At 57.2% G+C, this 25,645-nt stretch carries 25 protein-coding genes; 19 read left to right on the forward strand and 6 right to left on the reverse strand.

Annotation, left to right across the window (positions count from 1 at the left end):
- Positions 1-176: 176 nt before the first annotated feature.
- Together sbmA and NB069_RS04400 are read left to right on the forward strand one after the other, a co-directional pair.
- Positions 177-1,397, forward strand: coding sequence for a peptide antibiotic transporter SbmA (gene sbmA / locus NB069_RS04395; RefSeq protein WP_250587935.1), 1,221 nt, complete (start codon positions 177-179; stop codon positions 1,395-1,397).
- A gap of 14 nt (positions 1,398-1,411) precedes the next feature.
- On the forward strand, positions 1,412-2,512 hold the full coding sequence (locus tag NB069_RS04400) for a DUF1615 domain-containing protein (protein WP_250587936.1): 1,101 nt from the start codon (positions 1,412-1,414) through the stop codon (positions 2,510-2,512).
- Here the strand turns inward: NB069_RS04400 and NB069_RS04405 are convergent.
- Positions 2,509-2,811, reverse strand: a complete 303-nt coding sequence (locus tag NB069_RS04405; RefSeq protein WP_250587937.1) for a DUF2755 family protein — start codon at positions 2,809-2,811, stop codon at positions 2,509-2,511. The two genes, NB069_RS04400 and NB069_RS04405, sit on opposite strands and share 4 nt — an antisense overlap.
- Before the next feature lie 247 nt (positions 2,812-3,058).
- Here NB069_RS04405 and NB069_RS04410 point away from each other — a divergent pair, with 247 nt between their 5' ends.
- Positions 3,059-3,277 carry a DUF2754 domain-containing protein gene (locus NB069_RS04410; RefSeq protein ID WP_250587938.1) on the forward strand — a complete coding sequence of 73 codons (219 nt, stop codon included), beginning with the start codon at positions 3,059-3,061 and terminating at the stop codon, positions 3,275-3,277.
- Here the strand turns inward: NB069_RS04410 and ddlA are convergent.
- The gene (gene ddlA, locus NB069_RS04415; protein ID WP_250589450.1) at positions 3,274-4,374 is read right to left on the reverse strand and encodes a D-alanine--D-alanine ligase; all 1,101 of its coding nucleotides are present in this window, start codon (positions 4,372-4,374) and stop codon (positions 3,274-3,276) included. The genes NB069_RS04410 and ddlA overlap by 4 nt on opposite strands.
- A gap of 106 nt (positions 4,375-4,480) precedes the next feature.
- Here ddlA and NB069_RS04420 point away from each other — a divergent pair, with 106 nt between their 5' ends.
- The 6 genes from NB069_RS04420 (at position 4,481) to adrA (ending at position 10,193) form a co-directional block, all read left to right on the forward strand.
- A complete protein-coding gene (locus tag NB069_RS04420; RefSeq protein ID WP_250587939.1) occupies positions 4,481-5,200 on the forward strand; it encodes an extensin-like domain-containing protein in 720 nt (239 codons plus the stop codon).
- A 133-nt stretch (positions 5,201-5,333) separates the two neighbouring features.
- Positions 5,334-6,557, forward strand: a complete 1,224-nt coding sequence (locus NB069_RS04425) for a multidrug efflux MFS transporter (RefSeq protein ID WP_250587940.1) — start codon at positions 5,334-5,336, stop codon at positions 6,555-6,557.
- 239 nt (positions 6,558-6,796) lie between these two features.
- Positions 6,797-7,057 carry an anti-adapter protein IraP gene (gene iraP / locus NB069_RS04430; RefSeq protein WP_039031467.1) on the forward strand — a complete coding sequence of 87 codons (261 nt, stop codon included), beginning with the start codon at positions 6,797-6,799 and terminating at the stop codon, positions 7,055-7,057.
- Positions 7,058-7,156: 99 nt separating this feature from the next.
- A complete protein-coding gene (gene phoA, locus NB069_RS04435; RefSeq protein WP_250587941.1) occupies positions 7,157-8,575 on the forward strand; it encodes an alkaline phosphatase in 1,419 nt (472 codons plus the stop codon).
- Between the two features lie 91 nt (positions 8,576-8,666).
- On the forward strand, positions 8,667-8,987 hold the full coding sequence (gene psiF / locus NB069_RS04440) for a phosphate starvation-inducible protein PsiF (RefSeq protein WP_250587942.1): 321 nt from the start codon (positions 8,667-8,669) through the stop codon (positions 8,985-8,987).
- Between the two features lie 105 nt (positions 8,988-9,092).
- Positions 9,093-10,193, forward strand: a complete 1,101-nt coding sequence (gene adrA, locus NB069_RS04445; RefSeq protein ID WP_250589451.1) for a diguanylate cyclase AdrA — start codon at positions 9,093-9,095, stop codon at positions 10,191-10,193.
- 14 nt (positions 10,194-10,207) lie between these two features.
- Here the strand turns inward: adrA and proC are convergent, their stop codons facing one another.
- On the reverse strand, positions 10,208-11,017 hold the full coding sequence (proC, locus tag NB069_RS04450) for a pyrroline-5-carboxylate reductase (RefSeq protein WP_250587943.1): 810 nt from the start codon (positions 11,015-11,017) through the stop codon (positions 10,208-10,210).
- A gap of 86 nt (positions 11,018-11,103) precedes the next feature.
- Between proC and NB069_RS04455 the strand changes: the two genes are divergently transcribed.
- The 5 genes from NB069_RS04455 to ppnP all read left to right on the forward strand — a co-directional run bounded on the left by NB069_RS04455 (position 11,104) and on the right by ppnP (position 13,857).
- Positions 11,104-11,562 carry a YaiI/YqxD family protein gene (locus NB069_RS04455; RefSeq protein WP_250587944.1) on the forward strand — a complete coding sequence of 153 codons (459 nt, stop codon included), beginning with the start codon at positions 11,104-11,106 and terminating at the stop codon, positions 11,560-11,562.
- 272 nt (positions 11,563-11,834) lie between these two features.
- Positions 11,835-12,359, forward strand: coding sequence for a shikimate kinase AroL (gene aroL / locus NB069_RS04460; protein ID WP_250587945.1), 525 nt, complete (start codon positions 11,835-11,837; stop codon positions 12,357-12,359).
- A 46-nt stretch (positions 12,360-12,405) separates the two neighbouring features.
- Positions 12,406-12,597 (forward strand): protein YaiA, encoded by a 192-nt coding sequence (yaiA, locus tag NB069_RS04465; protein WP_032616784.1) that lies wholly within the window; start codon positions 12,406-12,408, stop codon positions 12,595-12,597.
- Between the two features lie 225 nt (positions 12,598-12,822).
- Positions 12,823-13,500, forward strand: a complete 678-nt coding sequence (locus NB069_RS04470; RefSeq protein WP_250587946.1) for an AroM family protein — start codon at positions 12,823-12,825, stop codon at positions 13,498-13,500.
- 72 nt (positions 13,501-13,572) lie between these two features.
- Complete coding sequence (gene ppnP, locus NB069_RS04475; RefSeq protein WP_250587947.1) at positions 13,573-13,857, forward strand: pyrimidine/purine nucleoside phosphorylase; 285 nt, start codon at positions 13,573-13,575, stop codon at positions 13,855-13,857.
- Positions 13,858-13,902: 45 nt separating this feature from the next.
- On the opposite strand, the gene rdgC is transcribed toward ppnP, so the two are convergent.
- Positions 13,903-14,814, reverse strand: a complete 912-nt coding sequence (gene rdgC / locus NB069_RS04480; protein ID WP_250587948.1) for a recombination-associated protein RdgC — start codon at positions 14,812-14,814, stop codon at positions 13,903-13,905.
- A gap of 124 nt (positions 14,815-14,938) precedes the next feature.
- On the opposite strand from rdgC, the gene mak reads away from it, so the two are divergent.
- The gene (gene mak / locus NB069_RS04485; protein WP_250587949.1) at positions 14,939-15,844 is read left to right on the forward strand and encodes a fructokinase; all 906 of its coding nucleotides are present in this window, start codon (positions 14,939-14,941) and stop codon (positions 15,842-15,844) included.
- 79 nt (positions 15,845-15,923) lie between these two features.
- Here mak and sbcC read toward each other — a convergent pair whose 3' ends face one another.
- Positions 15,924-19,055, reverse strand: coding sequence for an exonuclease subunit SbcC (gene sbcC, locus NB069_RS04490; protein WP_250587950.1), 3,132 nt, complete (start codon positions 19,053-19,055; stop codon positions 15,924-15,926).
- A complete protein-coding gene (gene sbcD, locus NB069_RS04495) occupies positions 19,052-20,257 on the reverse strand; it encodes an exonuclease subunit SbcD (protein WP_250587951.1) in 1,206 nt (401 codons plus the stop codon). The genes sbcC and sbcD overlap by 4 nt, the downstream gene beginning before the upstream one ends.
- Positions 20,258-20,451: 194 nt before the next feature.
- Here sbcD and phoB point away from each other — a divergent pair, with 194 nt between their 5' ends.
- The 4 genes from phoB (at position 20,452) to proY (ending at position 25,641) form a co-directional block, all read left to right on the forward strand.
- Positions 20,452-21,141, forward strand: a complete 690-nt coding sequence (gene phoB / locus NB069_RS04500; protein WP_039031479.1) for a phosphate response regulator transcription factor PhoB — start codon at positions 20,452-20,454, stop codon at positions 21,139-21,141.
- A gap of 21 nt (positions 21,142-21,162) precedes the next feature.
- Positions 21,163-22,458: a phosphate regulon sensor histidine kinase PhoR gene (gene phoR, locus NB069_RS04505; RefSeq protein WP_250587952.1), complete on the forward strand. Its 1,296-nt coding sequence runs from the start codon at positions 21,163-21,165 to the stop codon at positions 22,456-22,458.
- 409 nt (positions 22,459-22,867) lie between these two features.
- Positions 22,868-24,187 (forward strand): branched-chain amino acid transporter carrier protein BrnQ, encoded by a 1,320-nt coding sequence (brnQ, locus tag NB069_RS04510; protein WP_250587953.1) that lies wholly within the window; start codon positions 22,868-22,870, stop codon positions 24,185-24,187.
- 80 nt (positions 24,188-24,267) lie between these two features.
- The gene (proY, locus tag NB069_RS04515) at positions 24,268-25,641 is read left to right on the forward strand and encodes a proline-specific permease ProY (RefSeq protein WP_250587954.1); all 1,374 of its coding nucleotides are present in this window, start codon (positions 24,268-24,270) and stop codon (positions 25,639-25,641) included.
- Positions 25,642-25,645 lie beyond the last annotated feature (4 nt).

A 25,645-nucleotide genomic window follows, 5' to 3' on the forward strand; every position in this document is an offset into this window, starting at 1 on the left:
AATACGAACAATTTCGTTGTTACCGATCTCAGGTTTTGTGACATTGCGCTTATGATACCTGTCTGATTCATTCACTTTTCCGCCCGGGTGGCGGTTGACGGCGAACTAAAAGCGGGCCGACAGGTCTGATAATCCGTCGTGCACAGCAGTAACGATAACAACCAGAAGGAAGCGTTATGTTTAAGTCGTTTTTCCCAAAACCGGGACCTTTTTTTATCTCGGCCTTTATTTGGGCTCTGATCGCAGTCATTTTCTGGCAGGCGGGTGGTGGGGCATGGATTGAGCGTCTGGCTGGCGCCACGGGGGATGTCCCCATCAGCGCGGCGCGTTTCTGGTCACGCAGCTATCTGCTGTTTTACGCTTATTACGCGATCTGCGTCGGGGCGTTTGCCCTGTTCTGGTTTATGTACTCCCCGCACCGCTGGCAGTACTGGTCCATTCTCGGTACCGCGCTGATTATCTTCGTCACCTGGTTTCTGGTGGAAGTGGGGGTGGCGGTCAACGCCTGGTACGCCCCGTTCTATGACCTGATCCAGAGCGCGCTCAGCTCGCCGCACAAAGTGACCATCAATCAGTTTTATCACGAAGTGGGCATTTTCCTTGGCATTGCGCTGATCGCCGTGATTATCGGCGTAATGAATAACTTCTTCGTCAGCCACTACGTGTTTCGCTGGCGTACCGCGATGAACGAACACTATATGGCCCACTGGCAGCAGCTGCGCCATATCGAAGGTGCCGCCCAGCGTGTGCAGGAAGACACCATGCGTTTCGCCTCCACCCTGGAGGATATGGGCGTCAGCTTTATCAACGCCATCATGACCCTGATCGCCTTCCTGCCGGTGCTGGTGACCCTGTCGGCACACGTGCCGGATCTGCCGATTGTCGGCCATCTGCCGTATGGCCTGGTGATCGCCGCGATTGTCTGGTCGCTGATGGGGACCGGTCTGCTGGCGGTGGTCGGGATCAAACTGCCGGGCCTTGAGTTCAAAAACCAGCGCGTCGAAGCGGCCTACCGTAAAGAGCTGGTCTATGGCGAAGACGATGCCAGCCGCGCCTCTCCGCCGACGGTGCGCGAGCTGTTCGGCGCGGTACGTCGGAACTACTTCCGCCTCTATTTCCACTACATGTATTTCAACATTGCCCGCATCCTTTATTTGCAGGTAGACAACGTTTTCGGTTTGTTCCTGCTGTTCCCGTCGATTGTAGCCGGTACGATTACGCTCGGTCTGATGACGCAAATCACTAACGTGTTCGGTCAGGTACGCGGCTCGTTCCAGTATCTGATCAGCTCATGGACCACGCTGGTGGAGCTGATGTCCATCTATAAACGTTTACGCAGTTTTGAACGTGAGCTGGACGGTCAGGATCTGCAGGAAGTGACCCATACGTTAGGTTAATACAGGGAGTGTCTATGTCTTTTACCGTACCGCGCGCGTTACCCCTTTCGCTGCTTGCCGCCCTGGTGCTGGCCGGCTGTGCTGAAAAAGGGGCGGCGCCGCTGAAAAAGGGCGAAAAGCCCGTCGACGTGGCAAGCGTGGTGCGGCAAAAAATGCCCGCCACGGTAAAAGACCGGGACCAGTGGGCCTCGGCGCTGGCAAAAACCTTTGAGAGCCAGAAGATCGCCCCCACCGAGGAGAACATCTGCTCGGTGCTGGCGGTGGCGCAGCAGGAGTCGCTGTATCAGTCCGACCCTGCGGTGCCGGGGCTGAACAAAATCGCCTGGAAAGAGATCGACCGGCGGGCCGAAAAGCTGCACATCCCGACGTTCCTGGTGCATACCGCGCTGAAAATCACCTCGCCGAACGGCAAAAGCTACAGCGAGCGGCTGGATTCGGTCAAAACCGAGAAGCAGCTAAGCGCCATCTTCGATGACATGATCGGTACGGTGCCGATGGGGCAGACCCTGTTTGGCTCCCTCAACCCGGTGCATACCGGCGGGCCTATGCAGGTGAGCATCGCCTTTGCTGAAAAGCATACCGACGGCTATCCGTGGAAAATCGAAAACACGGTTCGCCAGGAGGTCTTCTCCCTGCGCGGCGGCCTCTGGTTTGGCACCTACCATCTGCTGAACTACCCCACCAGCTATACGGTGCCGCTCTACCGCTTTGCTGACTTTAACGCGGGCTGGTATGCCAGCCGCAATGCGGCGTTCCAGAATGCCGTCAGCCGCGCCAGCGGCGTGAAGCTGGCGCTGGACGGCGATCTGATTGTCTATGGCAGCAACGAGGCAGGGAAGACGGAGCTGGCGGTGCGCAAGCTGGCCGGCAAGCTGGGCATGAGCGACAGCGAGATCCGCCAGCAGCTGAGGAAAGGCGATAGCCTGGCGTTTGAGAAAACGGCGCTGTATGAGCAGGTTTATAAACTGGCGGAGCAGAAGAGCGGAAAAGCGTTACCGAGAGCGATGCTGCCGGGGATCCAGCTTGAGAGTCCGAAAATCACCCGCAATCTGACCACGGCCTGGTTTGCCCAGCGTGTTGACGATCGCCGGGCGAAGTGTATGGCGTTGAATTAACGGTAGCGGCGCCAGCGCACCACGAGAGCAACGGCGCCTAAGACGACCAGTCCGACAAGGAACGGGATCAGCCCGAAGATGGTACTGACGCCCAGCCCGATTTCAACGCGCGGGCGGCCGCTGTCTTCGACCTGCATCAGATGTTCGTAGACGCCGGGCGCATGCACCAGAATGTTCAGCAGTTGCGAGCCTGCCCAGAAGCAGAACAGCACAAACAGCGCGTAAGCAATATTTCCCGCCGTGGAGGTTTTCGGTTGTCTGGTGCTGAAGATGGGCTTCGACATAGTGAAGTCTGCCATAAATACCTCCCGAGTGTTCTGACTGGCTATGTGCCTGTTGTACACGTCAAGTTTGACAGCTCAGGTGCATTGTCAATATCGGAATGATGGTAATTTGGCCTGGAGAATTCTCCTGGTTTATCAATTTCTGCCGCGCATCACAGATTTTTCACTTAAGTGAAATTCACTCTCATTTCAGATTTTCCGCATACGCCGCAGACCTGACGACAAAACTGTGCGAGGATAGATTTTTTCTTCTGGAGCGACCATGAAACTGCCTGCCAAAATTCGCCGTGACTGGCACTTCTATGCTTTTGCTATTGGGCTTATCTTTATTCTGAACGGGGTGGTAGGGCTGCTGGGCTTCGAAGCGAAGGGCTGGCAAACCTATGCGGTGGGGCTGGTGACCTGGGTGGTCAGCTTCTGGCTGGCGGGGTTTATCATTCGCCGTCGCCCGGAAGAGACGACGGCGACCGACGCGGATTAACCGTTCACTGAAATCTGCAGCGCGCTGTCAGCGGCATGTCGCTCCAGCGCCAGTTCAATCAGGCGGGTGATCAGGTCCGGATAGCTCAGGCCGCTGGCCTGCCACAGTTTCGGGTACATGCTGATGTTGGTGAAGCCGGGCAGGGTGTTGATCTCGTTGATCACCACGCTGTTGTCCGCCGTTAAGAAGACGTCGACGCGCGCCATCCCGCGGCAGCCCAGCGCCTTATAGGCTTCGATGGCAATGGCGCGGATCGCATCGTTTACCTCTGCATCCAGCGCCGCAGGCACCACGACCTGTGCACCCTTATCATCAATATACTTGGTGTCGTAAGAGTAGAACTCGCTGTTCAGCACCACTTCGCCGCAGGTGCTGGCCTGCGGGAAATCATTGCCCAGCACCGCGCACTCAATCTCCCGCCCTTTGATTCCCTGCTCAACCACCACTTTGTGATCGAAGGTGAACGCCAGACGTACCGCTTCGCTGAACTGCGCTTCGCTGTTCACCTTGCTGACGCCAACGGAGGAGCCCTGGTTAGCCGGTTTGACGAACAGCGGCAGGCCGAAGCGGGCGCTGAGATCGGCGAAGGTGTGTTGCTCACGGTTGGCGCGGGTCAGGGTGACAAATGGCGCCACGTTCAGCCCGGCATCGCGCAGCAGGCGTTTGGTGACGTCTTTATCCATGCAGGCGGCGGAACCGAGGACATCGGAGCCGACGAACGGCAGGTTGGCCATGCGCAGCATCCCCTGCAGGGAGCCGTCCTCGCCCAGCGTGCCGTGGACAATCGGGAAAATAACGTCGAGCTGTGAAAGCGTCTGGCCGGTGCCGGCATCAATCAGCTGGCCCTGCAGCACGCCCGGTACGGTAGCAACGCTGATTTCAGACGGGTTCAGCGCAATATGCGCCGGATCGTCAGCGTTGAGCAGATAGCCCTGCTCATCATTAATATGCCACTGGCCCTGTTTATCGATACCCAACAGCACGACTTCAAAGCGGCTCTTATCAATCGCGTTAACGATATTTTTGGCCGATTGCAGCGACACTTCGTGCTCTGCTGATTTTCCCCCAAAGACAATACCTACCCGCAACTTCGCCATCACTTCGTTCATCCACTCTGACTCAAAACGCTTACCATATCACGATGCCCGGCGGGATTCGCCGCCTTCTGCCATAATGTTTTTGACACGTTGCGAAGGGGGGTGAGTGAAAGGAAAAAGCCTGATTATCTGTCTGATACTCATTATTGCGGCCGTGGCGGGCTACCGCTGGCTGCCGTCTTATTACAATCCTTTTGCACCGCTCACCCTCGACGATCCCCCCGGCACCCTGACCCAGTTTAAGCTCCGTCGCCTGACGCCTGAGCATTGTGAGGTGCTGCTGGCGCAGGCCAATGCCCGCCAGCTGATCCGCACCCAGGCGGTGGCCGACAGCGCGGGAGAGTGTCCCCTGAGTGATGTGGTGCGCGTGCGCAGTTTTGGCCGCGTCAGCCTCAGCAGCAGCTTTCTTGCCAGCTGCCCGCTGGCGCTCAGCTCGGCGCTGTTCGTCGAACAGCAGGCCCGACCGCTGACCCAAAGCCTGATGGGAAGCGGCCTGTCGCGGATCGACCATTTAGGCAGTTTTGCCTGCCGTAACATCTACCACCGTCCCAACGCCCGGCGCAGCGAACATGCCACTGCCCAGGCGCTGGATATCAGCGGGTTTACCCTGGAAAACGGCCAGCGAATTTCGGTCCTGCGCGGCTGGAAGAACGCCAGCACTGAACCCTGGCTGCGTGCGCTGCTCGGCGCCAGCTGCGGCTATTTCGGCAATGCCCTCGGCCCGGATTACAACGCTGCCCACGCCAACCATTTTCACCTCGGAATGCGCGGTTTTGGCTACTGCCCGCAAAGCATAAATCACCAGCAAAAAGGCGAAAATATGTGACATATTTCACAGATATGATGACTGGGAAGATAAAACACCAAAGTCGCGTGAGGCGCATCTCTGACAACTACTGGCGCAAGGTAACTTGCTAATCTGATGACGAATTTACGTAATATGAAGACAGTGCCCGCCTATGGAATCGTGGAAGGTTAACCTTATTTCGGTCTGGTTTGGTTGTTTTTTCACCGGCCTTGCCATCAGCCAGATTTTGCCGTTTTTGCCACTGTACGTGTCCCAGCTTGGCGTCTCGTCCCACGAAGCGCTGTCGATGTGGTCAGGGCTGGTCTTTAGCGTCACGTTTCTGGTTTCGGCCATCGTCTCGCCCATGTGGGGCAGCCTTGCAGACCGTAAAGGACGCAAGCTGATGCTGCTGCGCGCCTCGCTCGGGATGGCGGTGGCGATCCTGCTTCAGGCTTTTGCCACCAACGTCTGGCAGCTGTTCCTGCTGCGTGCCCTGATGGGGCTCACCTCCGGCTATATTCCGAATGCGATGGCGCTGGTGGCCTCGCAGGTGCCCCGGGAGCGTAGCGGCTGGGCCATCAGTACCCTGTCGACGGCGCAGATCAGCGGCGTGATCGGCGGTCCGCTGATGGGCGGATTTCTGGCAGACCACGTGGGCCTGCGCGCAGTGTTCGTGATCACCGCCGTCCTGCTCGTGATCAGTTTTCTGGTCACGCTGTTTCTGATTAAAGAGGGCGCGCGTCCGACCGTGAGCAAGACGGAGCGGCTGAGCGGCAAGGCGGTATTCGCCTCGCTCCCTTACCCGGGGCTGATGATCAGCCTGTTCGTCACCACCATGGTGATCCAGCTCTGTAACGGGTCGGTGGGGCCGATCCTCGCCCTGTTTATTCAGTCGATGACGCCCGAGAGTAACAATATTGCCTTCCTCAGCGGGATGATTGCCGCCGTGCCGGGTATCTCTGCGCTAATGTCCGCTCCGCGGCTGGGCAAGCTCGGGGATCGCATCGGCACGGGCCGCATTCTGATGGCGACGCTTATCGTGGCGGTGGTGCTCTTTTTCGCCATGTCCTTTGTCACCACCCCCTTGCAGCTTGGCGTGCTGCGCTTTTTACTCGGCTTTGCCGATGGCGCTATGTTGCCTGCCGTGCAGACCCTGCTGATTAAGTACTCCAGCGATCGGGTCACCGGGCGCATCTTCGGCTATAACCAGTCGTTTATGTACCTGGGGAACGTGGCAGGTCCGCTGATGGGGGCGGCGGTTTCGGCGATGGCCGGATTCCGCTGGGTATTTGCGGCCACTGCGGTGGTAGTGCTGGTGAATATTCTGCAGCTGGCATGGGCGATGCGCCAGCGCCGGTTGCGGGAGGCGCAGATTCAGGCAGCAAAGCGCCTTTAACGTTGTTGCATAATATATTGTGACCTGACCGCCATTATCACTCATGTGAAATGGCGGTTCTTCTTTTTAATTGCGTAGCTAAGAAAGATTTTAATTTAATTTAAGTTACGTCTTTCCAGTAACCCAGCAATACTATTTTATGATGCGTGTAGGGTTTGCTTAAAAATAGTACTTTTTCCCACTTTGCAACTTACAGACATAATGATAACGTCGAAAAAAACTGATAAGGAAATAGCGCTGTGAAAAATCTCATTGCAGAGTTGTTGGTGAAGCTGGCAGAAAAGGAAGAAGAGTCTAAAGAGCTGGTGGCTCAGGTTGAGGCCCTGGAAATTGTGGTCACCGCACTGTTACGCCAGATGGCGCAAAGCGATCAGCAGGCGTTAATCAAAAGCGTAGAAGGCGCGCTGGATGAGGCCCGACCAGATGCGGAGGTACCGGCCCAGGATAGCGAGATGCTGCAGCAATACGTAAAAAAGCTGCTAAGGCACCCGCGCAGCTGAACGGTTATCTGACCTGAGTTGATGTCATAGAATCGTCACATCGGTTGCCTATAGTCGCTCTGTTTTATTTTTTTATGTATTTCTACATGGAGAAAATAAGTGAAACAGAGCGCGCTTTATATTGCATTACTTCCTCTGCTGTTTACCCCCACTATTTATGCTGAAAATGTCACATCGCCTGCGGTACTGGATAATCGTGCTGCCCAGGGGGATATCACCCAGCCTGGCGGGGCTCGCCGTCTGACGGAAGATCAGACCGCCGCAATTCGCGCGTCGTTAAATGATAAGCCAGCCAAAAATATTATTCTGCTGATCGGCGACGGAATGGGCGACTCTGAAATAACGGCGGCACGAAATTATGCCGAAGGCGCGGGCGGCTTTTTTAAAGGCATCGATGCCCTGCCGCTGACCGGGCAATATACCCATTACGCGCTGGATAAAAAGAGCGGCAAGCCTGACTACGTAACCGACTCTGCGGCGTCTGCCACAGCGTGGACCACCGGCGTAAAAACCTATAACGGTGCGCTGGGCGTGGATATCCGTGAACAGGATCACCAGACCATCCTCGAGATGGCGAAAGCGGCAGGCCTGGCAACCGGTAACGTCTCGACGGCGGAGCTACAGGACGCCACGCCAGCGGCGCTGGTGGCCCATGTCACCTCGCGGAGATGCTATGGCCCTTCCGTCACTACAGAAAAATGCGCCAGCAACGCGCTGGAAAAGGGCGGTAAAGGCTCCATTACCGAACAGCTGCTGAATGCCCGCGCCGATGTCACGCTTGGCGGCGGGGCGAAAACCTTTGCTGAAACCGCCACCGCAGGCGAATGGCAGGGCAAAACCCTGCGCGAGCAGGCTCAGGCCCGTGGCTATCAGCTGGTGAGCGATGCCGCGTCGCTGGCCGCCATTACCGATACCGGTCAGGATAAACCGCTGCTGGGCCTGTTTGCCGAGGGCAATATGCCGGTGCGCTGGCAGGGACCAAAGGCCAGCTATCATGGCAACCTCGATAAACCCCCCGTTACCTGTACGCCGAACCCGGAGCGCAACGAGAGCGTCCCCACCCTGGCGGCGATGACAGATAAAGCCCTCTCACTGCTCAGCAAAAATGAGAAGGGTTTCTTCCTGCAGGTTGAAGGGGCTTCTATCGATAAACAGGATCATGCTGCCAATCCGTGCGGACAGATTGGCGAAACCGTCGATCTCGATGAGGCCGTGCAGAAAGCGCTGGAATTTGCGAAAAAAGAGGGCAACACCCTGGTGATTGTGACCGCGGATCATGCCCACTCCAGCCAGATCGTCGCGCCCGACACCAAAGCGCCAGGGCTGACCCAGGCGCTGACCACCAAAGACGGGGCGGTGATGGCAATGAGCTACGGCAACTCGGAAGAGGCGTCGATGGAGCATACCGGCAGCCAGTTGCGCATCGCGGCGTACGGCCCGCATGCCGCCAACGTAGTCGGCCTGACGGATCAAACGGATCTGTTTTACACCATGAAATCCGCATTAGGGCTGAAATAAACGCGCTGCCCGAGGGGAAAATATCCCGTCGGGTGGTTTTTTTATCAGTACGAACCAGACTTAAGGAGATCATTCACAGAAGGAAAGTGCTATGAAAATCACACTGCTGGCCACGCTGCTCCTTGGCCTGTTTTCTCTCACCCCGGCAGGGGCGCAGGATAAACAGCTCACGCCGCAGCAGCAACGCATGACCACCTGCAATCAACAGGCTACCGCCCAGGCGCTGAAGGGCGACTCCCGTAAGACCTACATGAGCGATTGCCTCAAAAACGCCTCCTCAAAACCCAACGAAAAAAGCCTGACGCCGCAACAACAAAGAATGCGTGAATGCAATTCCCAGGCAACACAACAATCCCTCAAGGGCGACGACCGAAGCAAGTTTATGAGCGCCTGCCTGAAGAAAACCGGCTAGTTCAAAAGGGTGAGCGCTTCGTCTGGCTCACCCGAAATATCATACTTAGCGCTGAGTAACCCTTTCTATAATTTGGGAAAATGCCTTTGAGTATTCCCAATGCCCATGAATGATGAGAACTTTTACACTAAAGCCTGTTCCCGGGAAGGTATAAACCAGGCACGGTCCGCGGATGAAAATTACCGCGAAGGCATCCGCCTGGCCCGCCGGTTACGTTTACCCCGGGCGGTGGGGCTGGCTATTCTTTTCTTCCCGATTGCCAGCGTGTTGACCGCGCTGCCGGTCAACGGCGTCTGGTGGCTGCTGCTGGTGGGATGGGCGTTCGTCTGGCCGCATCTGGCCTGGCAATTAGCGATGCGTTCGGCGGATCCTCATCATAATGAGATGTTCAACCTCAAAATTGACGCCATGATGGCCGGGATCTGGATTGGGCTGATGGGCTTCAACGCGATGCCCAGCGCGGCGCTGGTGATGATGATGAGCATGAACCTGATGGGCGTGGGGGGCATCCGGCTTTATGTGACAGGGGCATTAGTGACCGCGCTGTCAGCGCTGGTAACCCTGCAACTGATGCATGTGCCTCTGGCTTACGTCAGCGCGCCGCTTGAAATCTGGCTCGCGCTACCGGTGATTGTGGGTTACCCCATGCTGTTTGCCTGGGTAAGCTTCTGTAACACCAACAGTCTGGTGGAGCACAAGCGTCGGCTTGAGCTGATGAGCATTATGGACGGCATGACAGGGGTGTTTAACCGTCGTCACTGGGAGGTATTGCTGCGCACGGAGTTTGAAAACTGCCGGCGCTACCACCGAAGTGCAACGCTCCTGCTGATCGACATCGATCACTTCAAAGGCATAAACGACACCTGGGGCCATGATGTCGGCGATCAGGCGATTATCGCCGTCACCCGTCAGCTACAGCTGACCTTACGCGCCAGCGATATGATCGGCCGTTTTGGCGGGGATGAGTTCGCGGTGATCATGAGCGGGACGCCTGCGGAAAACGCCATTGCGGCGATGTCGCGGGTTCATGAACGGCTGGCAGAGCTGCGCCTGCCGGGCGCACCTCAGGTAAAGCTCTGCATCAGCGTCGGGGTTGCGCCGCTAACGACGTCGATGGTGCATTATCAGGAGTGGCTGAAAGCGGCGGATATTGCGCTCTACAAAGCGAAAAATGCCGGACGAAACCGCACCGAGGTGGCCGCGTGACGTCCGGCAGTCAATCAGGACTTGCTCAGCAGCTCTGATTTTTCCATGCACTTATTCATGGCTTCAATGACGGCTGCGCGGAATCCGCGATCTTCCAGCACCCGCACCGCTTCAATGGTGGTGCCCCCCGGTGAACAGACCATATCCTTCAGTTCGCCAGGATGTTTGCCCGTCTCCAGCACCATTTTGGCGGACCCCATCACCGCCTGCGCAGCAAATTTGTAGGCCTGCGCGCGCGGCATTCCGCCCAGCACCGCCGCATCCGCCATGGCTTCAATAAACATAAACACGTAGGCTGGCGCCGAACCGCTGACGCCTACCACCGGGTGGATCATCGCCTCGGCAATCACTTCGGCCTCCCCGAAGCAGCGGAAAATATTGACCACATCGGCAACTTCTTCCGTCGTTACCAGCGCGTTAGGCGTAATGGAGGTCATGCCCGCCTTCACCAGCGACGGCGTGTTTGGCATCGCGCGGACAATTTTACGGTCGTGGCCCAGGGCGCGCGCCAGCTGATCGAGGGTGATGCCCGCCGCGATAGAGACCACCAGCGTCTCTTTATTCAGGCTGGAGGTGATGTCGCTCAGGACTTTCACCATCATGTTCGGCTTCACCGCCCCGAAGACAATATCGGCCACCTGCGCCACTTCCTGGGCGCTCTGCGCAGCGTTGATCCCGTACTGGTCATGCAGGGCGGCGACCTTGTCCGGGGAGGGGGTGTAGACCCAAATCTGACCCGGCAGCACCTGACCGCTGGCAATCAGTCCGCCGAGAATGGCTTTGCCCATATTACCGCAGCCGATAAAACCGATTTTCTTCTCCATCACGTCTCCCTCTTAAACTTTGTTATGATTGTCGAACTTTAGCCTATCAGGTTTTATTACGCAGCATTATATGCCGGAGAGAGAAGATGGCGATTTGGGTGGATGCCGATGCGTGTCCGAATGTGATTAAAGAGATCCTGTTTCGCGCCGCCGAGCGCGTTCAGATGCCGCTGACCCTGGTGGCGAATCAGAACCTGCGCGTGCCACCGTCCCGCTTTATTCGCGCCATGCGCGTACCGGCCGGTTTTGACGTGGCCGATAACGAAATCGTGCGTCTGTGCAGCGCGGACGATCTGGTGATCACCGCCGACATTCCTCTGGCGGCGGAAGTGCTGGAGAAAGGGGCGGCAGCCCTGAACCCGCGCGGAGAACGTTACTCCCCGTCTACCATCCGCGAAAAGCTGACGATGCGTGATTTTATGGACACCCTGCGCGCCAGCGGCGTACAAACCGGCGGGCCGGATAGCCTGTCTCAACGTGACAGGCAGCAGTTTGCCGCCGAACTGGATAAATGGCTGCTGGAAGTGAAGCGCCGCCAGGGTTAATCATCACTGCGTCATATGTTTTGGTCATTATTACCCCAATCGGGGTTGTCAACGGCGGGTGGGTTCAGGTAAGGTGAGCGCACCGGTTAGTGCAATCATTTCTTTACAGGTTCTTTCCTTGATATTTCTGGTGTTGACTGAAATGTCAGTTTAAAGCCACGCCTGATGTAATAATTTTTTTACGGTTAACTGTGTACTAGCTTAATGGTATCATTGCACTCTTTTCGACTTCACGTACCGCACGTCTGCGGCATCAAGGGGAACACCTGGTCATGACCCAGCCTATTTTTTTGATTGGCCCCCGCGGCTGTGGCAAAACAACCGTCGGTCTTGAACTGGCTCGTCTGTGCCAGAGTGAATTTGTTGATACCGACCATTGGTTGCAGACCCGGGCCGGTCAGAGCATCGCAGACATTGTTGAGCAGGAAGGGTGGGAGAGCTTCCGCGCCCGTGAAACGGCCACCCTCGAAGCGGTAACGGCAGGCTCCGGCATTATCGCCACCGGCGGCGGCATTATTTTATCGGCGTATAACCGCCAGTTTATGCGCGAGAAGGGCACGGTGATCTACCTTTGCGCCCCGGTCCCGGTACTGGTGGAGCGTCTTGAAGCCTCTCCGGAAGAGGGACAGCGCCCAACCCTCACCGGCAAACCCATCAGCGAAGAGGTGAGCGCGGTGCTGGCGGAGCGTGACGCGCTCTATCGCGAAGCCGCCCATCATGTGGTGGATGCATCGCTTGCGCCTGAAGACGTGGTGCAAAATATTGTCGCTGCGCTGCATCTGGCATGCGTTAGCTAACTGATGTCTATACTGATAGTTCAGCCAACCAAAAAAAGGATGAACTATGCCAACCAGACCTCCCTATCCGCGTGAAGCCCGTATCGTTGCCGTTGAGAAAGGCGCAACGGGCCAGACCGTCACCTGGTATCAACTGCGTGCCGACCACCCGAAGCCGGATTCGCTGATCAGCGAGCATGAAACGGAGCAGGAAGCGCAGGACGCCAAAGTGCGTTATGAAGACCCCGATAAGGCCTGATAAAAATCTGAAAGCATTAAGAACCGAACGGTAGTCACATTTTTTAAACAGCGTAAACGTGAATCGGAGGGTAATGTTCAGGGTTTACAGACACATTGTGTCAGGCACGCGGATCTTTACATTCCAGCACCCTAAAGTGCTGCTACGCTTTTCAGCACTTTTTCTGAACAGCGAAGTGAGCCTGTATCTGTGTCACGGTAGTGATGGTTAAGAAAGGCGAGAACAATGAAGGCGACGTTGGCGATCCTCACGATTGGGGTAGTCCCGGTAAGCGAAATATTACCGCTCTTAACGGAGCATATTTCTGAACAACAGATCACGCATTACAGTTTGCTCGGTACGCTGAGCCGGGAAGAGGTCATGGAAGACTACGCCCCTGAGCGGGGCGAGGCGCAGCTGCCAGTCCTGCTCAGCGACGGGGAGCTGGGCCACGTCTCGCTGTCAAAGATTGAGCGAGGCCTGCAAAGCGTGATTGAAGTGCTCGATAACCAGGATTATGAAGTGATCCTGTTAATGAGTACGGCTCCCATCACCGGCCTTGTCGCCCGTAATGCGATCCTGCTTGAGCCGATGCGGATCATTCCCCCTCTGGTTGGATCCATTGTCGACAGCCATCAGGTGGGCGTGATCGTTCCGATGGAGGAACTGCTGGAGAATCAGTCGAAGAAGTGGCAGGGGCTGGCCAACACGCCGCTCCTCGCCGTAGCCAACCCTTTCTGGGACAACGAAGCAAAACTGATCGACGCCGGGCGCGATCTGCTCGATCGCGGCGCGGACGTTTTGATGCTCGATTGTCTCGGTTTCCATCAGCATCACCGCGATTTACTGCAAAAAAACCTGGATGTGCCGGTGCTGCTCTCTAACGTGCTGGTGGCCCGGCTGGCCTCGGAATTATTGGTCTGATGATTTTGCGTGACAGGCATGGAGTGTCCCCCCTATATTGGATTGACAACCAACGACAATAAGGACCAGTCCATGCTTCAGAGTAATGAATACTTTTCCGGTAAAGTGAAGTCCATCGGTTTTACCAGCAGCATTACTGGCCGCGCCAGTGTCGGCGTAATGGAAGAAGGGGAGTACGCCTTCGGTACCGCACAACCTGAAGAGATGACCGTGGTCAGCGGCTCGCTGAAAGTGTTATTGCCGGGTGAAACAGAGTGGAAAGTCTACAACCCGGGTGATGTTTTCAACGTACCCGGCCACAGCGAATTCCATCTGCAGGTTGCTGAACCTGCATCCTATCTGTGTCGTTATCTGTAAAAAAAAGAGCCGGGTTAACCCGGCTCTTTTTTCTGGCATTAAGCATCAGCGCTGTGCTTCGCCGCCTAATCCTTCTACCACGCTTTTAATCAACGCCGCCAGTTCACCCGTCATCAGAATGAAGTCAGCATCAAAACGCTGGGCATAGTCATCCCGGTCGATATCGTCGTTCTGATCGCGCAGCTCATCGGAGAACTTCAGGCGCTTGATTGAACCATCGTCACACATCATGAACTGAATGCGCTGCTGCCAGTCGAGGGCCAGCTTGGTCACCAGCTTGCCGGCTTCGATATGGACGGCGATTTCGTCGCTAACCAGCTCCTGCTTCTTGGCGCGGATCACGCCGCCATCTTCCAGGATCGCTTTCAGCTCGGCTTCGTCCAGCAGCTGGAACCCCTGCGGGACATTGTTGCCGCGTACCCACTCGGTAAGAGTCAGCTCGATAGGGTTTTCCATCGTCAGCGGCACCACCGGCAGCGAGCCGAGGCTTTTACGCAGCAACGCCAGGGTATCTTCTGCTTTTTTGGCGCTGGCGCAGTCGACCATGATCAGGCCATTTACCGTGTCGATCCACATCATCGTCTGGCTGAAGCGGCTGAAGGCGCGCGGCAGCAGGGAGTGCAGAACTTCGTCTTTCAGCGAATCTTTTTCCGTTTTTTTCAGCTTCCGGCCCTGTTCGGCTTCCAGCTTGAAAATTTTGGCTTCCAGCGCCTGTTTCACCACCGGCGTCGGCAGGATCTTCTCTTCCTTACGCGCGCAGATGATGATTTGACCATTGGTGGTGTGGGTCAGCGCATCGCTCTGTGATCCCATAGGCGGAACCCATCCGGTTTTGGCCATGTCCTGGCTGCCACACGGGGTAAATGCGTAAAGGTCTAACTGTTTTTCCATCTCGTCTGCGCGCAGGTCGATATCGCGGCTGAGACGGTAAACCATCAAATTTTTGAACCACAGCATGATAATTTCCACGGTCTTGTCGTTTAATTCAGCGGGCATGATAGCGAATTGTCGCATCGCTTGCATTGCTAATCGGGTAGCGGGCTTCTACTCTGTTGATAATCAAAATAATGAGGAACGTCCTGTGCGAATTGGTATTGATCTTGGCGGCACCAAAACAGAAGTCATTGCCCTTGGCGAGCAGGGAGAGCAGCTGTTCCGCCACCGCCTGCCCACCCCGCGTGACGACTACCGGCAGACCATTGAAACCATCGCTCACCTGGTGGAGATGGCCGAAAAGGCCACCGGGCAGACCGGCACGGTTGGCATGGGCATTCCTGGGTCGATTTCGCCCTATACCGGGGTGGTGAAAAACGCGAACTCCACCTGGCTTAACGGCCAGCCCTTCGACCGCGATTTAAGCCAGCGCCTGAACCGCGAGGTGCGGCTGGCGAACGATGCCAACTGCCTGGCGGTATCCGAGGCCATTGACGGCGCAGCGGCAGGGGCCCAGACCGTATTTGCGGTGATCATCGGTACCGGCTGCGGGGCAGGCGTGGCCTTCAACGGCCGCTCCCATATCGGCGGCAACGGCACGGCAGGCGAGTGGGGACATAACCCGCTGCCGTGGATGGATGAAGACGAACTGAAATACCGCGCCGAGGTGCCGTGCTACTGCGGCAAGCAGGGCTGTATCGAGACCTTTATTTCCGGCACCGGCTTTGCCACAGACTACCGTCGTTTGAGCGGGCATCCGCTGAAAGGCAATGAGATCATGCGGCTGGTGGAAGAGCAGGACGCCGTCGCGGAGCTGACGCTCAGCCGCTACGAAATGCGGCTGGCGAAATCACTGGCGCACGTGGTGAATATCCTCGACCCGGATGTGATCGTGCTGGGCGGCGGCATGAGCAACGTTGACCGTCTCTATACTACCGTTCCGCAACTGGTGAAGCAGTGGGTGTTTGGCGGTGAATGTGAAACCCCGATCCGCAAAGCGGTGCATGGCGACTCCAGCGGCGTGCGCGGCGCGGCCTGGCTTTGGCCAGAATAAAAGCAAAACGGCAACCTACGTTGCCGTTTTTAGTGTTTGTTCCCTCTCCCCTGCGGGGAGAGGGGTACAGATCGCACCTTTAATCCACCGCAAACACCTTATCCAGCCTGCTGTAACCCAGCCCGTTAATCTTCTTCACCTTGATCTGCACCGGAATGCGCTCTTTCATCGCCTCAACGTGGCTGATCACGCCAATGGTTTTGCCGCTGGCATTCAGCGCATCCAGCGCATCCAGGGCAGTATCCAGGGTTTCGCTGTCCAGGGTGCCAAAGCCTTCATCAAGGAACAGCGAGTCAATCTGCGTTTTATGGCTCACCAGATCGGAGAGGGCCAGCGCCAGCGCCAGGCTCACGAGGAAACTTTCTCCGCCGGAGAGCGTGCGGGTGTCGCGCACCGCATCCGCCTGCCAGGTGTCCATCACTTCCAGCTCCAGCGCATCGCTGGCCTTGCGCTGTAGCAGATAGCGCCCATGCAGACGGGTCAGCTGCTGGTTGGCGAGCCACACCAGGTTATCCAGCGTTAAGCCCTGGGCAAACTTACGGAAGCGATCCCCCTCTCTGGAACCGATCAGCGAGTTCAGATAACCCCAGTCATCCGCCTGACGGGCCGCCTCGTCAATGTGCTGCATCAGCGCCTGCTGGTGCTGGCGATTGTCGCTGTCCTGCTTGAGCTGCTGGCGGATCTCCCCCTGGCGGGTCGTGTTTTCCCGCAGCTTCAGCGCCAGCTGCTGGAGCTGCGCGTGCAGAACCGGGGCTTCCGTTGTCAGGCCAGCCGGGCGTTGTTCCAGATGTTCGTTCAACCGTTGACCCGCCTGCTGGTGCAGCGCCGTGGTCTGCTGGATCTGCGTCTCCAGGCTGTGTTTCAACTGCTCCAGACGCTGAACCGTCCCGGCATCCAGCAGGGCTGCAAGAAACGCCTCCCGATCGCTAAAGACGCTGGCGGCCAGCGCGGCGGCAAACTGGGTCTGGGATTGTTGCAGACGCTCGCTTTCCAGCGTTTGCTGCTGTTGCAGCGTGGCGAGCTGGCTTTGCAGGGAGATGCACTCGGTGTGGATCTCGCGCCAGTTATCAGGAATAGCGCTTTCTTCTTCGGCGGGATCCGTCTCCGGCAGGGTATCCAGCAGCGGGGCGAGGGCGGTTATGCGCTCCCGCAGGGCGCTATGCTGCGACTGCCGCTCCTGCCAGGCCAGCGACTCTTTTTCCCGTTCGGCAAGCCAGGCCGCTTCTGTCCCGTCCTCCGGCACCGCCAGCGACAGGGCATCAAGGGTTTGCGCCATCGCAGATCGCGTGGCCAGAAGCTGCTGCTGGTAGAGTTGTTCCTGCGCTTCCTCTTCGCTCAGCTGGCTTTGCAGCGTCAGACGCTGGCTAAGCTGATAGAGCTGCTGTTCGTACTGCTCCTGTTTAGCCAGCCAGGGGGCGATATCTTCCTGAATATTCAGGTTAACGTTCAGGGATTCACACACCGCCAGCCACTCTTTAGTGAGCGCTTGCTCTTCCTGAGAGAGGGTCTGCGCTTCGCTTGTTTCTCGCTGAAGCTGACCGTTGAGCGCATTTACCTGCCCAAGCACCAGCAGACCTTCCTCTTTGAGCGCGGCGACCTCTTTCTCCATCGCATCCCGGCGGCGCTGGTTTTCGGTGATCACTAAGGCCTGGTACCGGGCAATCGCCGGATGCTCGGGGGAGCCGCAGAGCGGGCAGGGTTTTCCGGCCTTCAGTTCGGCCCGGTAGCTCTCCAGCTTTTTGATCTTCTCTTCCTGCTCACACAGGGTTTTGAGATCGAGATAGTGCTGGTTTTTCTCTTTGTACTGCTGGCGGCGCAGCGTCAGGGTGTCGTTCAGTTTTGCCAGCTCGCCCTGCGCCTTTTGCACGCTTTCGCCATTCTGTCGCAACCGCTGCTGCAGGGGCTGATAGCGGGCATGCAGGGTGGTCAGGCGCTGGCGTGCCGCACGGGAGTGCGTCTGCTGCGCCATCTCAGTGGCGGTCTGTTCCGCGCTGAGCGTCAGCGTGCTTTCCGGTAATCCGGCCAGCTTCTGGCGTAGCCCGGTGATACGCCGGGTCAGGGTCGCAATCTGGGTTTTATCGCGGTTGAGCTGGGTGAAGTGCGCCCGCCAGCCGGCAATCTCCTGGCTCCACTGGCGATAGCGGTCGTTTTCGGTGAGCCACTGGGTGAGCGCGGCCAGTTCGGTTTGCAACGCATCGCGCGCGCGCAGTGCCCCGTTGCGAATGCGCGAGCGCAGCGCCACGCTCGACTGTAAGCGAGTATTCACATCTCGCATCTGCTGTTCGGTTTGCGACAGAAGGGCAAGCTGCTCCTGCTGACGCTCCCACTGCGGACGCAGCTGGGCCGCGGGCTGAGCCAGATGCAGTTTTTCCAGCTCGGGGGTGGCGTCTGCCAGGGCTTGCTGCGCCTGCTGTTGGGCTGCCATCGTCTGCTGTTGCTCGCGCACAAGCTCGTCGTGGCGGGTAAGCCATTGATAATCTTTCTGTTGCGCCTGCTGCTGAGCCAGCAGCTGCGCTTCTTCGTCAGTAAGTACCTGCAAACCTTGCTGAAGCTGCTGCTGCTGTTCTTCACTGAGTAACACCACCCCGGCGGCCTGGGCCTGGCGCTTCTCCAGCTCGCTGCGCGCCGCTTTATGTTTTTCAAACACCATGGCGGAAATCTGGCCGTAAATTTCCGTGCCGGTCAGCTCTTCCAGCAGCTCGGCGCGCTCTTTCGGTTTGGCGTTCAGGAAGGCGGCGAACTGCCCCTGAGATAAGAGCATCGAGCGGGTAAAGCGGTCGTAGTCGAGCCCGGTCAGGGAGGCGACCAGCTCCAGCTTGTCCTTTACTTTATCGGCGAGGATTTTGCCGTCCTGGCACTGGGCCAGCTCCACGCGCGGCACCTGCAGGTTGCCGTCCGGCTGGTTGCGCGCCCGGTTCTGGCTCCAGAAGGCACGATAGGCGATCCCTTTGACCTCAAATTCCACCTCGGCAAGGCATTCGGCGGTGTCGCGGGTCATCAGGTCGTTTTGCGACTGCGAGACCGTATTCAGGCGCGGCGTCTCGTGGTAGAGCGCCAGGCAGATGGCGTCCAGCAGGGTGGTTTTACCGGCGCCGGTCGGGCCGGTAATGGCAAACAGGCCGTTGCTGAGGAAAGGCTCGGCGGTGAAGTCGATTTTCCATTCGCCTTTCAGGGAGTTGAGGTTTTTCAGGCGCAGGCTGAGAATTTTCATGCGTCGTCCTCCTCACTGCTGAGGGCGTGGAGCGTGTGGCTGAACAGCTCGTTAAGCCGCGCACGCTGGGCGTCATCCAGGGTTTCCTGGGCGAGGCGGCGCTCAAAAACCTCCTCTACCCGCAGTTCGCTGAGGGTTTCGCGCAGGCTGCTGGCCAGGCTCCTCTCGCGCTGCTCGCGGCTGCGGCGCACCAGCAGCACTTCTACCGGCAGATCTTCCGTCAGGTGCTGGATCTTGCGCTGCATGTCGTGCAGGTACTCATCGGTAGTGAGTTCGATATCCAGCCAGACGGGGGGCGTTTGTTCCACGCCGCGCCACTGCTCAAGCTGGGCGGTAATGGCCGCCAGATCGCCCTTCAGCACCGCCAGCGGCTGGGTTATGGGCACCTCAATGGATTCGACGGCGCTGAGATTGCCCTGGGCGAAACTCACCAGATGCACGCATTTGCTTTTACCGGTTTCATCAAAGCTGAGGGGGATAGGGGAGCCGCAGTAGCGAATATGTTCGCAGCCGCCGATCATCTGCGCCCGGTGGATGTGGCCCAGCGCAATATAGTCTGCCGCCGGGAAGTGCTGCGCGGGAAACGCATCCAGCGTACCGATATAGATGTCACGTACCGCGTCACTTTTACTGGCCCCGACGGTGGTGAGGTGGCCGGTAGCGATAATCGGCAGCACGCTGTCGCCGCGAAGCTGGCAGGCCTGGGTATATTGATCGTCATAGTAGTGGGTGATGGCTTTTAATAGCTGCTGCTGTTTCTCGAGCCCTGAGAGACCCGCCTGGCTTTGCACCACGTCGCGCGGACGTAAAAACGGGATCGGGCACAGCACCGCGCCGGGCGTGCCGTCGCGTCTGTTCAGTATTTGCGGTGCGTGTCCGGCGCTGGCCACCACGGTGGTATTGAGAAACGCCAGGATCTCGCGGGATTCATTCAGGGTAGCGACGGAATCATGGTTGCCCGCCACGATCACCAGATGGCAGCCGGTTTTTTGCAGGTTCACCACGAACCGGTTGTACAGCTCTCGCGCATAGCTTGGCGGCGATCCGGTATCGAAGATATCCCCGGCGACCAGGATGGCATCGACTTCATGTGATTGCGCAATCTCAAGCAGCCAGTTGAGGAACGCTTCATGTTCGGCGGCGCGGCTTTTACTGTAAAAATTTTGTCCCAGATGCCAGTCCGAGGTGTGAAGTATGCGCATAACAGATCCGTGGCAAAAAAAGGTTAGCGGGATTATAAACTTTCAGGGAGAGGAAGATAACCGCTACAATCGGGGCTGTCATAAAACAACGGCTTGCCGTTCTGAGCGGGCGCGCTTTTCATAAATCTGTCATAAATCTGACGCATAATGACGCCGTATTACAAACATGTAACCTCAATAAGACAGGGCTAAGTATGGCGAGACGTATTCTGGTCGTAGAAGATGAAGCACCCATTCGCGAAATGGTCTGTTTCGTGCTCGAGCAAAATGGCTTTCAACCGATAGAGGCCGAAGATTACGACAGTGCGGTGAATCAGCTCAACGAACCCTGGCCCGATCTGATCCTGCTCGACTGGATGTTGCCTGGCGGCTCTGGTCTGCAATTCATCAAACATATCAAACGTGAAGCGTTAACCCGCGATATCCCGGTGATGATGTTAACCGCCCGTGGCGAAGAGGAAGATCGCGTTCGTGGCCTTGAAACCGGCGCGGATGACTACATTACCAAACCCTTCTCTCCAAAAGAGCTGGTGGCACGTATTAAGGCCGTGATGCGCCGTATTTCACCGATGGCGGTGGAAGAGGTGATTGAGATGCAGGGCCTGAGCCTGGATCCTACCTCGCACCGCGTCATGACCGGTGAAAATCCCCTCGATATGGGGCCTACGGAATTCAAACTGTTGCACTTCTTCATGACTCACCCGGAGCGCGTCTACAGCCGCGAGCAGTTGCTCAACAATGTCTGGGGCACTAACGTTTATGTTGAAGACCGGACGGTGGATGTTCACATTCGTCGTTTGCGTAAGGCCCTCGAAACCAGCGGCCACGATCGCATGGTACAGACCGTCCGCGGCACGGGTTATCGTTTCTCAACCCGTTTCTGAACAATGACAGGAGTGTGACGCGTGCTGGAACGGCTGTCATGGAAAAGGCTCTGTTTTGAACTGATACTTTGCTGTATCCCGGCCCTGATCCTCGGGGCCTTAATCGGTTATTTACCCTGGTTTTTACTGGCAGCCGTCACGGGACTGCTGATCTGGCATTTCTGGAATTTGCTCCGCCTGTCATGGTGGCTGTGGGTTGACAGAAGTATGACGCCGCCGCCTGGCAGCGGAAGCTGGGAACCTCTCCTGTATGGTTTGCACCAGATGCAGATGCGTAATAAAAAACGCCGTCGTGAGCTGGGCAGCCTGATCAAACGCTTTCGCAGCGGCGCGGAGTCGCTGCCGGATGCGGTGATACTCACCACAGAAGAGGGGACGATGTTCTGGTGCAACGGGCTGGCGCAACAGCTGCTGGGCCTGCGCTGGCCGGATGATAACGGACAGAACATCCTCAACCTCTTGCGTTATCCTGAATTCACGCAGTATCTGAAAAAACGCGATTTTACCCGCCCGCACAATCTGGTGCTCAACAACGGTCGCCATCTGGAGATCCGCGTGATGCCCTACAGCGACAAACAGTGGCTGATGGTGGCGCGCGATGTGACCCAGATGCACCAGCTTGAAGGGGCGCGGCGCAACTTCTTCGCCAATGTCAGCCACGAGCTACGCACCCCGCTGACGGTGTTGCAGGGCTACCTGGAGATGATGCAGGAGCAGACCCTCGAAGGCGCGCCGCGGGAAAAAGCGCTGCAGACCATGCGCGAGCAGACGCAACGGATGGAGGGCCTGGTGAAGCAGCTGTTGACCCTCTCCCGCATTGAGGCGGCACCCACTCTGGCGCTGAATGAAACCATCGATGTGCCGATGATGCTGCGGATGTTAGAGCGTGAAGCCCAGACGTTAAGCCAGCAGCAGCACCAGCTCACCTTCGAGGTGGATAACACCCTGAAAGTGCGCGGCAGCACCGACGAGCTACGCAGCGCTATCTCGAACCTGGTCTATAACGCGGTGAATCATACCCCGCCGGGCACCCATATTACCGTGCGCTGGCAGCATGCGCCGACAGGGGCGGAGTTCAGCGTGGAGGACGATGGCCCGGGTATTGGCCCGGAGCATATTCCTCGCCTTACCGAGCGTTTTTATCGGGTGGATAAAGCGCGTTCCCGGCAGACGGGCGGCAGTGGTCTGGGGCTGGCTATCGTTAAGCATGCCATCAATCACCACGACAGCCGTCTCGATATCGTCAGTACGCCGGGTAAACGTACGCGGTTCAGCTTCGTGATCCCGGAACGTTTAATTGCCAGTGACAGCGCCTGACGGCGTCACTGTAATCAGATATTGCCACAGGCCAGCGTATGCTGGCCTGTTTGCTTTGCACGCCAGCGAAGCGCGAATAAATTTTATACGCCTGTTGCTTTTTTGTTCGCATGATTAGCCATGAGTTTTTCTTATAAATGGTTTATTGTTCCACTCTCATATCGCAGGTTGGCATATTGTTCTGGTTTTGAGATCCCATATTGCCTTTAAACGTTATAAGCGTTTAAATTGCCCCCCTGATATCGTCGGACAGACTGTATTTGCGTGGTAAATCGAAAAACTATTCTTCTCCACGCCGGTTGGGAAGCATTTCCCGCTGAGGTTGCACATTTTTTCCGCTGTTTTGTTCCGCAACGGATAGCGAAAAATTCAACGTTTTCAACACCACATCCACAGGCAGTAAGGTTTTATGACCCATCAATTGAAATCGCGTGACATCATCGCGCTGGGCTTTATGACATTCGCGCTGTTCGTTGGCGCTGGCAACATCATCTTTCCTCCCATGGTTGGCTTGCAGGCGGGTGAACACGTCTGGACGGCGGCTATTGGCTTCTTAATTACCGCCGTAGGTCTGCCGGTACTCACCGTCGTTGCGCTGGCGAAAGTCGGCGGCGGCGTTGATAGCCTGAGCACCCCTATCGGCAAAGTGGCGGGCATTCTGCTGGCAACCGTCTGCTATCTGGCGGTGGGCCCGCTGTTTGCGACGCCGCGTACCGCGACTGTCTCCTTTGAAGTGGGTATCGCGCCATTGACCGGTGACGGCGCTATGCCGCTGTTCATCTACAGCCTGATCTACTTTGCTCTGGTGATTCTGGTCTCCCTCTACCCGGGCAAGCTGCTGGATACCGTGGGTAACTTCCTGGCACCGATGAAGATCCTGGCCCTGATTGTACTGGCCGTGGCTGCCGTTATCTGGCCTGCCGGCCCGATCAGCGAAGCGATGGATGCCTACAAAAATGCCGCGTTCTCTAACGGCTTTGTGAACGGCTATCTGACCATGGATACGCTGGGCGCGATGGTGTTCGGTATCGTCATTGTTAACGCCGCCCGTTCCCGCGGCGTGACCGAAGCGCGTCTGCTGACCCGCTACACCATCTGGGCTGGTCTGATTGCAGGCGTAGGCCTGACGCTGCTCTACCTGGCACTGTTCCGTCTGGGTTCTGACAGCGCGGCACTGGTAGACCAGAGCGCGAACGGCGCGGCTATCCTGCACGCCTATGTTCAGAATACCTTTGGCGGTGCGGGCAGCTTCCTGCTGGCGATCCTCATCTTCCTCGCCTGTCTGGTGACGGCGGTGGGCCTGACCTGCGCCTGCGCTGAGTTCTTTGCCCAGTATCTGCCGCTCTCTTACCGTGCGCTGGTGTTCATTCTGGGTATCTTCTCCATGGCGGTATCCAACCTCGGTCTGAGCCATCTGATCCAGGTTTCCATTCCGGTGCTGACGGCCATCTATCCGCCGTGTATCGTGCTGGTGGTGCTGAGCTTCACTCGCGGCTGGTGGCATAATTCTTCGCGAATTATTGCTCCGGCTATGTTTATCAGCCTGCTTTTTGGTATCCTTGACGGCATTAAAGCATCGGCTATCAGCGCCATTCTGCCTGCCTGGACACAGCGTCTGCCGCTGTCCGAACAGGGTCTGGCGTGGTTGATGCCTACCGTTGTGGCACTGGTACTGGCAATTATCTGGGATCGTGCTGCGGGGCGTCAGGTTACATCGAACGCGCACTAATCAACGGCTGAATGTTTAACCACGGGGCGTAATGCCCCGTGGTTTTTTGTTTTTTTTAGTCTGAAATGGCATGACAACAAATGGAAAGCACTAACAAACTCAAGCGTGGATTAAGCGCCCGCCACATCCGCTTTATGGCGCTGGGTTCTGCAATCGGTACTGGTCTTTTTTATGGCTCGGCAGATGCCATCAAAATGGCCGGTCCCAGCGTTCTGCTGGCGTATCTTATCGGCGGTGTTGCCGCCTACATCATCATGCGTGCGCTGGGGGAGATGTCCGTACATAACCCGTCAGCCAGCTCCTTCTCCCGCTACGCGCAGGAAAACTTAGGCCCGCTTGCTGGCTATATCACCGGCTGGACCTACTGCTTCGAAATCCTGATTGTGGCCATTGCCGACGTAACCGCGTTCGGCATTTATATGGGCGTCTGGTTCCCGACGGTGCCGCACTGGATCTGGGTCCTCAGCGTGGTGCTGATCATCTGCGCCATCAACCTGATGAGCGTGAAGGTGTTTGGCGAGCTGGAGTTCTGGTTCTCCTTCTTCAAAGTCGCCACCATTATCATCATGATTGCCGCCGGTATCGGCATCATTATCTGGGGTATCGGCAACGGCGGAAAGCCGACCGGGATCCACAACCTGTGGAGCAACGGCGGTTTCTTCAGTAACGGCTGGATCGGCATGGTGATGTCGCTGCAGATGGTGATGTTTGCCTATGGCGGGATCGAAATCATCGGTATTACCGCGGGCGAAGCGAAAGATCCTGAGAAGTCCATCCCGCGCGCCATCAACTCGGTGCCGATGCGTATTCTGGTCTTCTATGTGGGCACGCTGTTTGTGATCATGTCCATCTACCCGTGGAACCAGGTGGGCACCAACGGCAGCCCGTTCGTGCTGACGTTCCAGCATCTTGGGATCACCTTTGCCGCCAGCATTCTTAATTTCGTGGTGCTGACCGCCTCGCTCTCCGCCATCAATGCCGACGTATTCGGTGTGGGGCGTATGCTGCACGGCATGGCTGAGCAGGGCAGTGCGCCGAAGGCGTTCGCCAAAACCTCCAGCCGCGGTACGCCGTGGGTGACGGTATTAGTGATGACCGTGGCGCTGCTGCTGTCGGTCTACCTCAACTACATCATGCCGGAGAACGTCTTCCTGGTGATCGCCTCGCTGGCGACTTTTGCCACCGTCTGGGTGTGGATCATGATTTTGATGTCGCAGATCGGCTTCCGCCGTCGTCTGTCGCCGGAAGAGGTAAAAGCGCTGAAGTTTAAAGTGCCGGGCGGCGTGGCAACTACCGCTGCCGGCCTGCTCTTCCTGGTCTTTATTATCGGCCTGATTGGTTATCATCCGGAAACCCGCATCTCCCTGTATGTCGGCTTTGCCTGGATTGCCCTGCTGCTGGTGGGATGGATGTTTAAACGCCGCCGCGAGCGTCAGTTAGCAGAAGCCCGGTAACAAC

Origin of the sequence: Leclercia adecarboxylata (assembly GCF_023639785.1) — a bacterium.
In the GTDB taxonomy this organism is placed as follows: domain Bacteria; phylum Pseudomonadota; class Gammaproteobacteria; order Enterobacterales; family Enterobacteriaceae; genus Enterobacter; species Enterobacter adecarboxylatus_D.

Excerpts from the sequence above, each read along its gene's own strand:
- adrA (WP_250589451.1), top strand. The coding sequence starts at position 9,093 with ATGAATGATGAGAACTTTTACACTAAAGCCTGTTCCCGGGAAGGTATA.
- NB069_RS04455 (WP_250587944.1), top strand. The coding sequence starts at position 11,104 with ATGGCGATTTGGGTGGATGCCGATGCGTGTCCGAATGTGATTAAAGAG.
- ppnP (WP_250587947.1), top strand. The coding sequence starts at position 13,573 with ATGCTTCAGAGTAATGAATACTTTTCCGGTAAAGTGAAGTCCATCGGT.
- rdgC (WP_250587948.1), bottom strand. The coding sequence starts at position 14,814 with ATGCTGTGGTTCAAAAATTTGATGGTTTACCGTCTCAGCCGCGATATC.
- ddlA (WP_250589450.1), bottom strand. The coding sequence starts at position 4,374 with ATGGCGAAGTTGCGGGTAGGTATTGTCTTTGGGGGAAAATCAGCAGAG.
- proC (WP_250587943.1), bottom strand. The coding sequence starts at position 11,017 with ATGGAGAAGAAAATCGGTTTTATCGGCTGCGGTAATATGGGCAAAGCC.
- sbcC (WP_250587950.1), bottom strand. The coding sequence starts at position 19,055 with ATGAAAATTCTCAGCCTGCGCCTGAAAAACCTCAACTCCCTGAAAGGC.
- NB069_RS04400 (WP_250587936.1), top strand. The coding sequence starts at position 1,412 with ATGTCTTTTACCGTACCGCGCGCGTTACCCCTTTCGCTGCTTGCCGCC.
- phoB (WP_039031479.1), top strand. The coding sequence starts at position 20,452 with ATGGCGAGACGTATTCTGGTCGTAGAAGATGAAGCACCCATTCGCGAA.
- brnQ (WP_250587953.1), top strand. The coding sequence starts at position 22,868 with ATGACCCATCAATTGAAATCGCGTGACATCATCGCGCTGGGCTTTATG.
- NB069_RS04470 (WP_250587946.1), top strand. The coding sequence starts at position 12,823 with ATGAAGGCGACGTTGGCGATCCTCACGATTGGGGTAGTCCCGGTAAGC.
- psiF (WP_250587942.1), top strand. The coding sequence starts at position 8,667 with ATGAAAATCACACTGCTGGCCACGCTGCTCCTTGGCCTGTTTTCTCTC.
- NB069_RS04405 (WP_250587937.1), bottom strand. The coding sequence starts at position 2,811 with ATGGCAGACTTCACTATGTCGAAGCCCATCTTCAGCACCAGACAACCG.
- aroL (WP_250587945.1), top strand. The coding sequence starts at position 11,835 with ATGACCCAGCCTATTTTTTTGATTGGCCCCCGCGGCTGTGGCAAAACA.
- sbcD (WP_250587951.1), bottom strand. The coding sequence starts at position 20,257 with ATGCGCATACTTCACACCTCGGACTGGCATCTGGGACAAAATTTTTAC.
- yaiA (WP_032616784.1), top strand. The coding sequence starts at position 12,406 with ATGCCAACCAGACCTCCCTATCCGCGTGAAGCCCGTATCGTTGCCGTT.
- NB069_RS04410 (WP_250587938.1), top strand. The coding sequence starts at position 3,059 with ATGAAACTGCCTGCCAAAATTCGCCGTGACTGGCACTTCTATGCTTTT.
- sbmA (WP_250587935.1), top strand. The coding sequence starts at position 177 with ATGTTTAAGTCGTTTTTCCCAAAACCGGGACCTTTTTTTATCTCGGCC.
- NB069_RS04425 (WP_250587940.1), top strand. The coding sequence starts at position 5,334 with ATGGAATCGTGGAAGGTTAACCTTATTTCGGTCTGGTTTGGTTGTTTT.
- proY (WP_250587954.1), top strand. The coding sequence starts at position 24,268 with ATGGAAAGCACTAACAAACTCAAGCGTGGATTAAGCGCCCGCCACATC.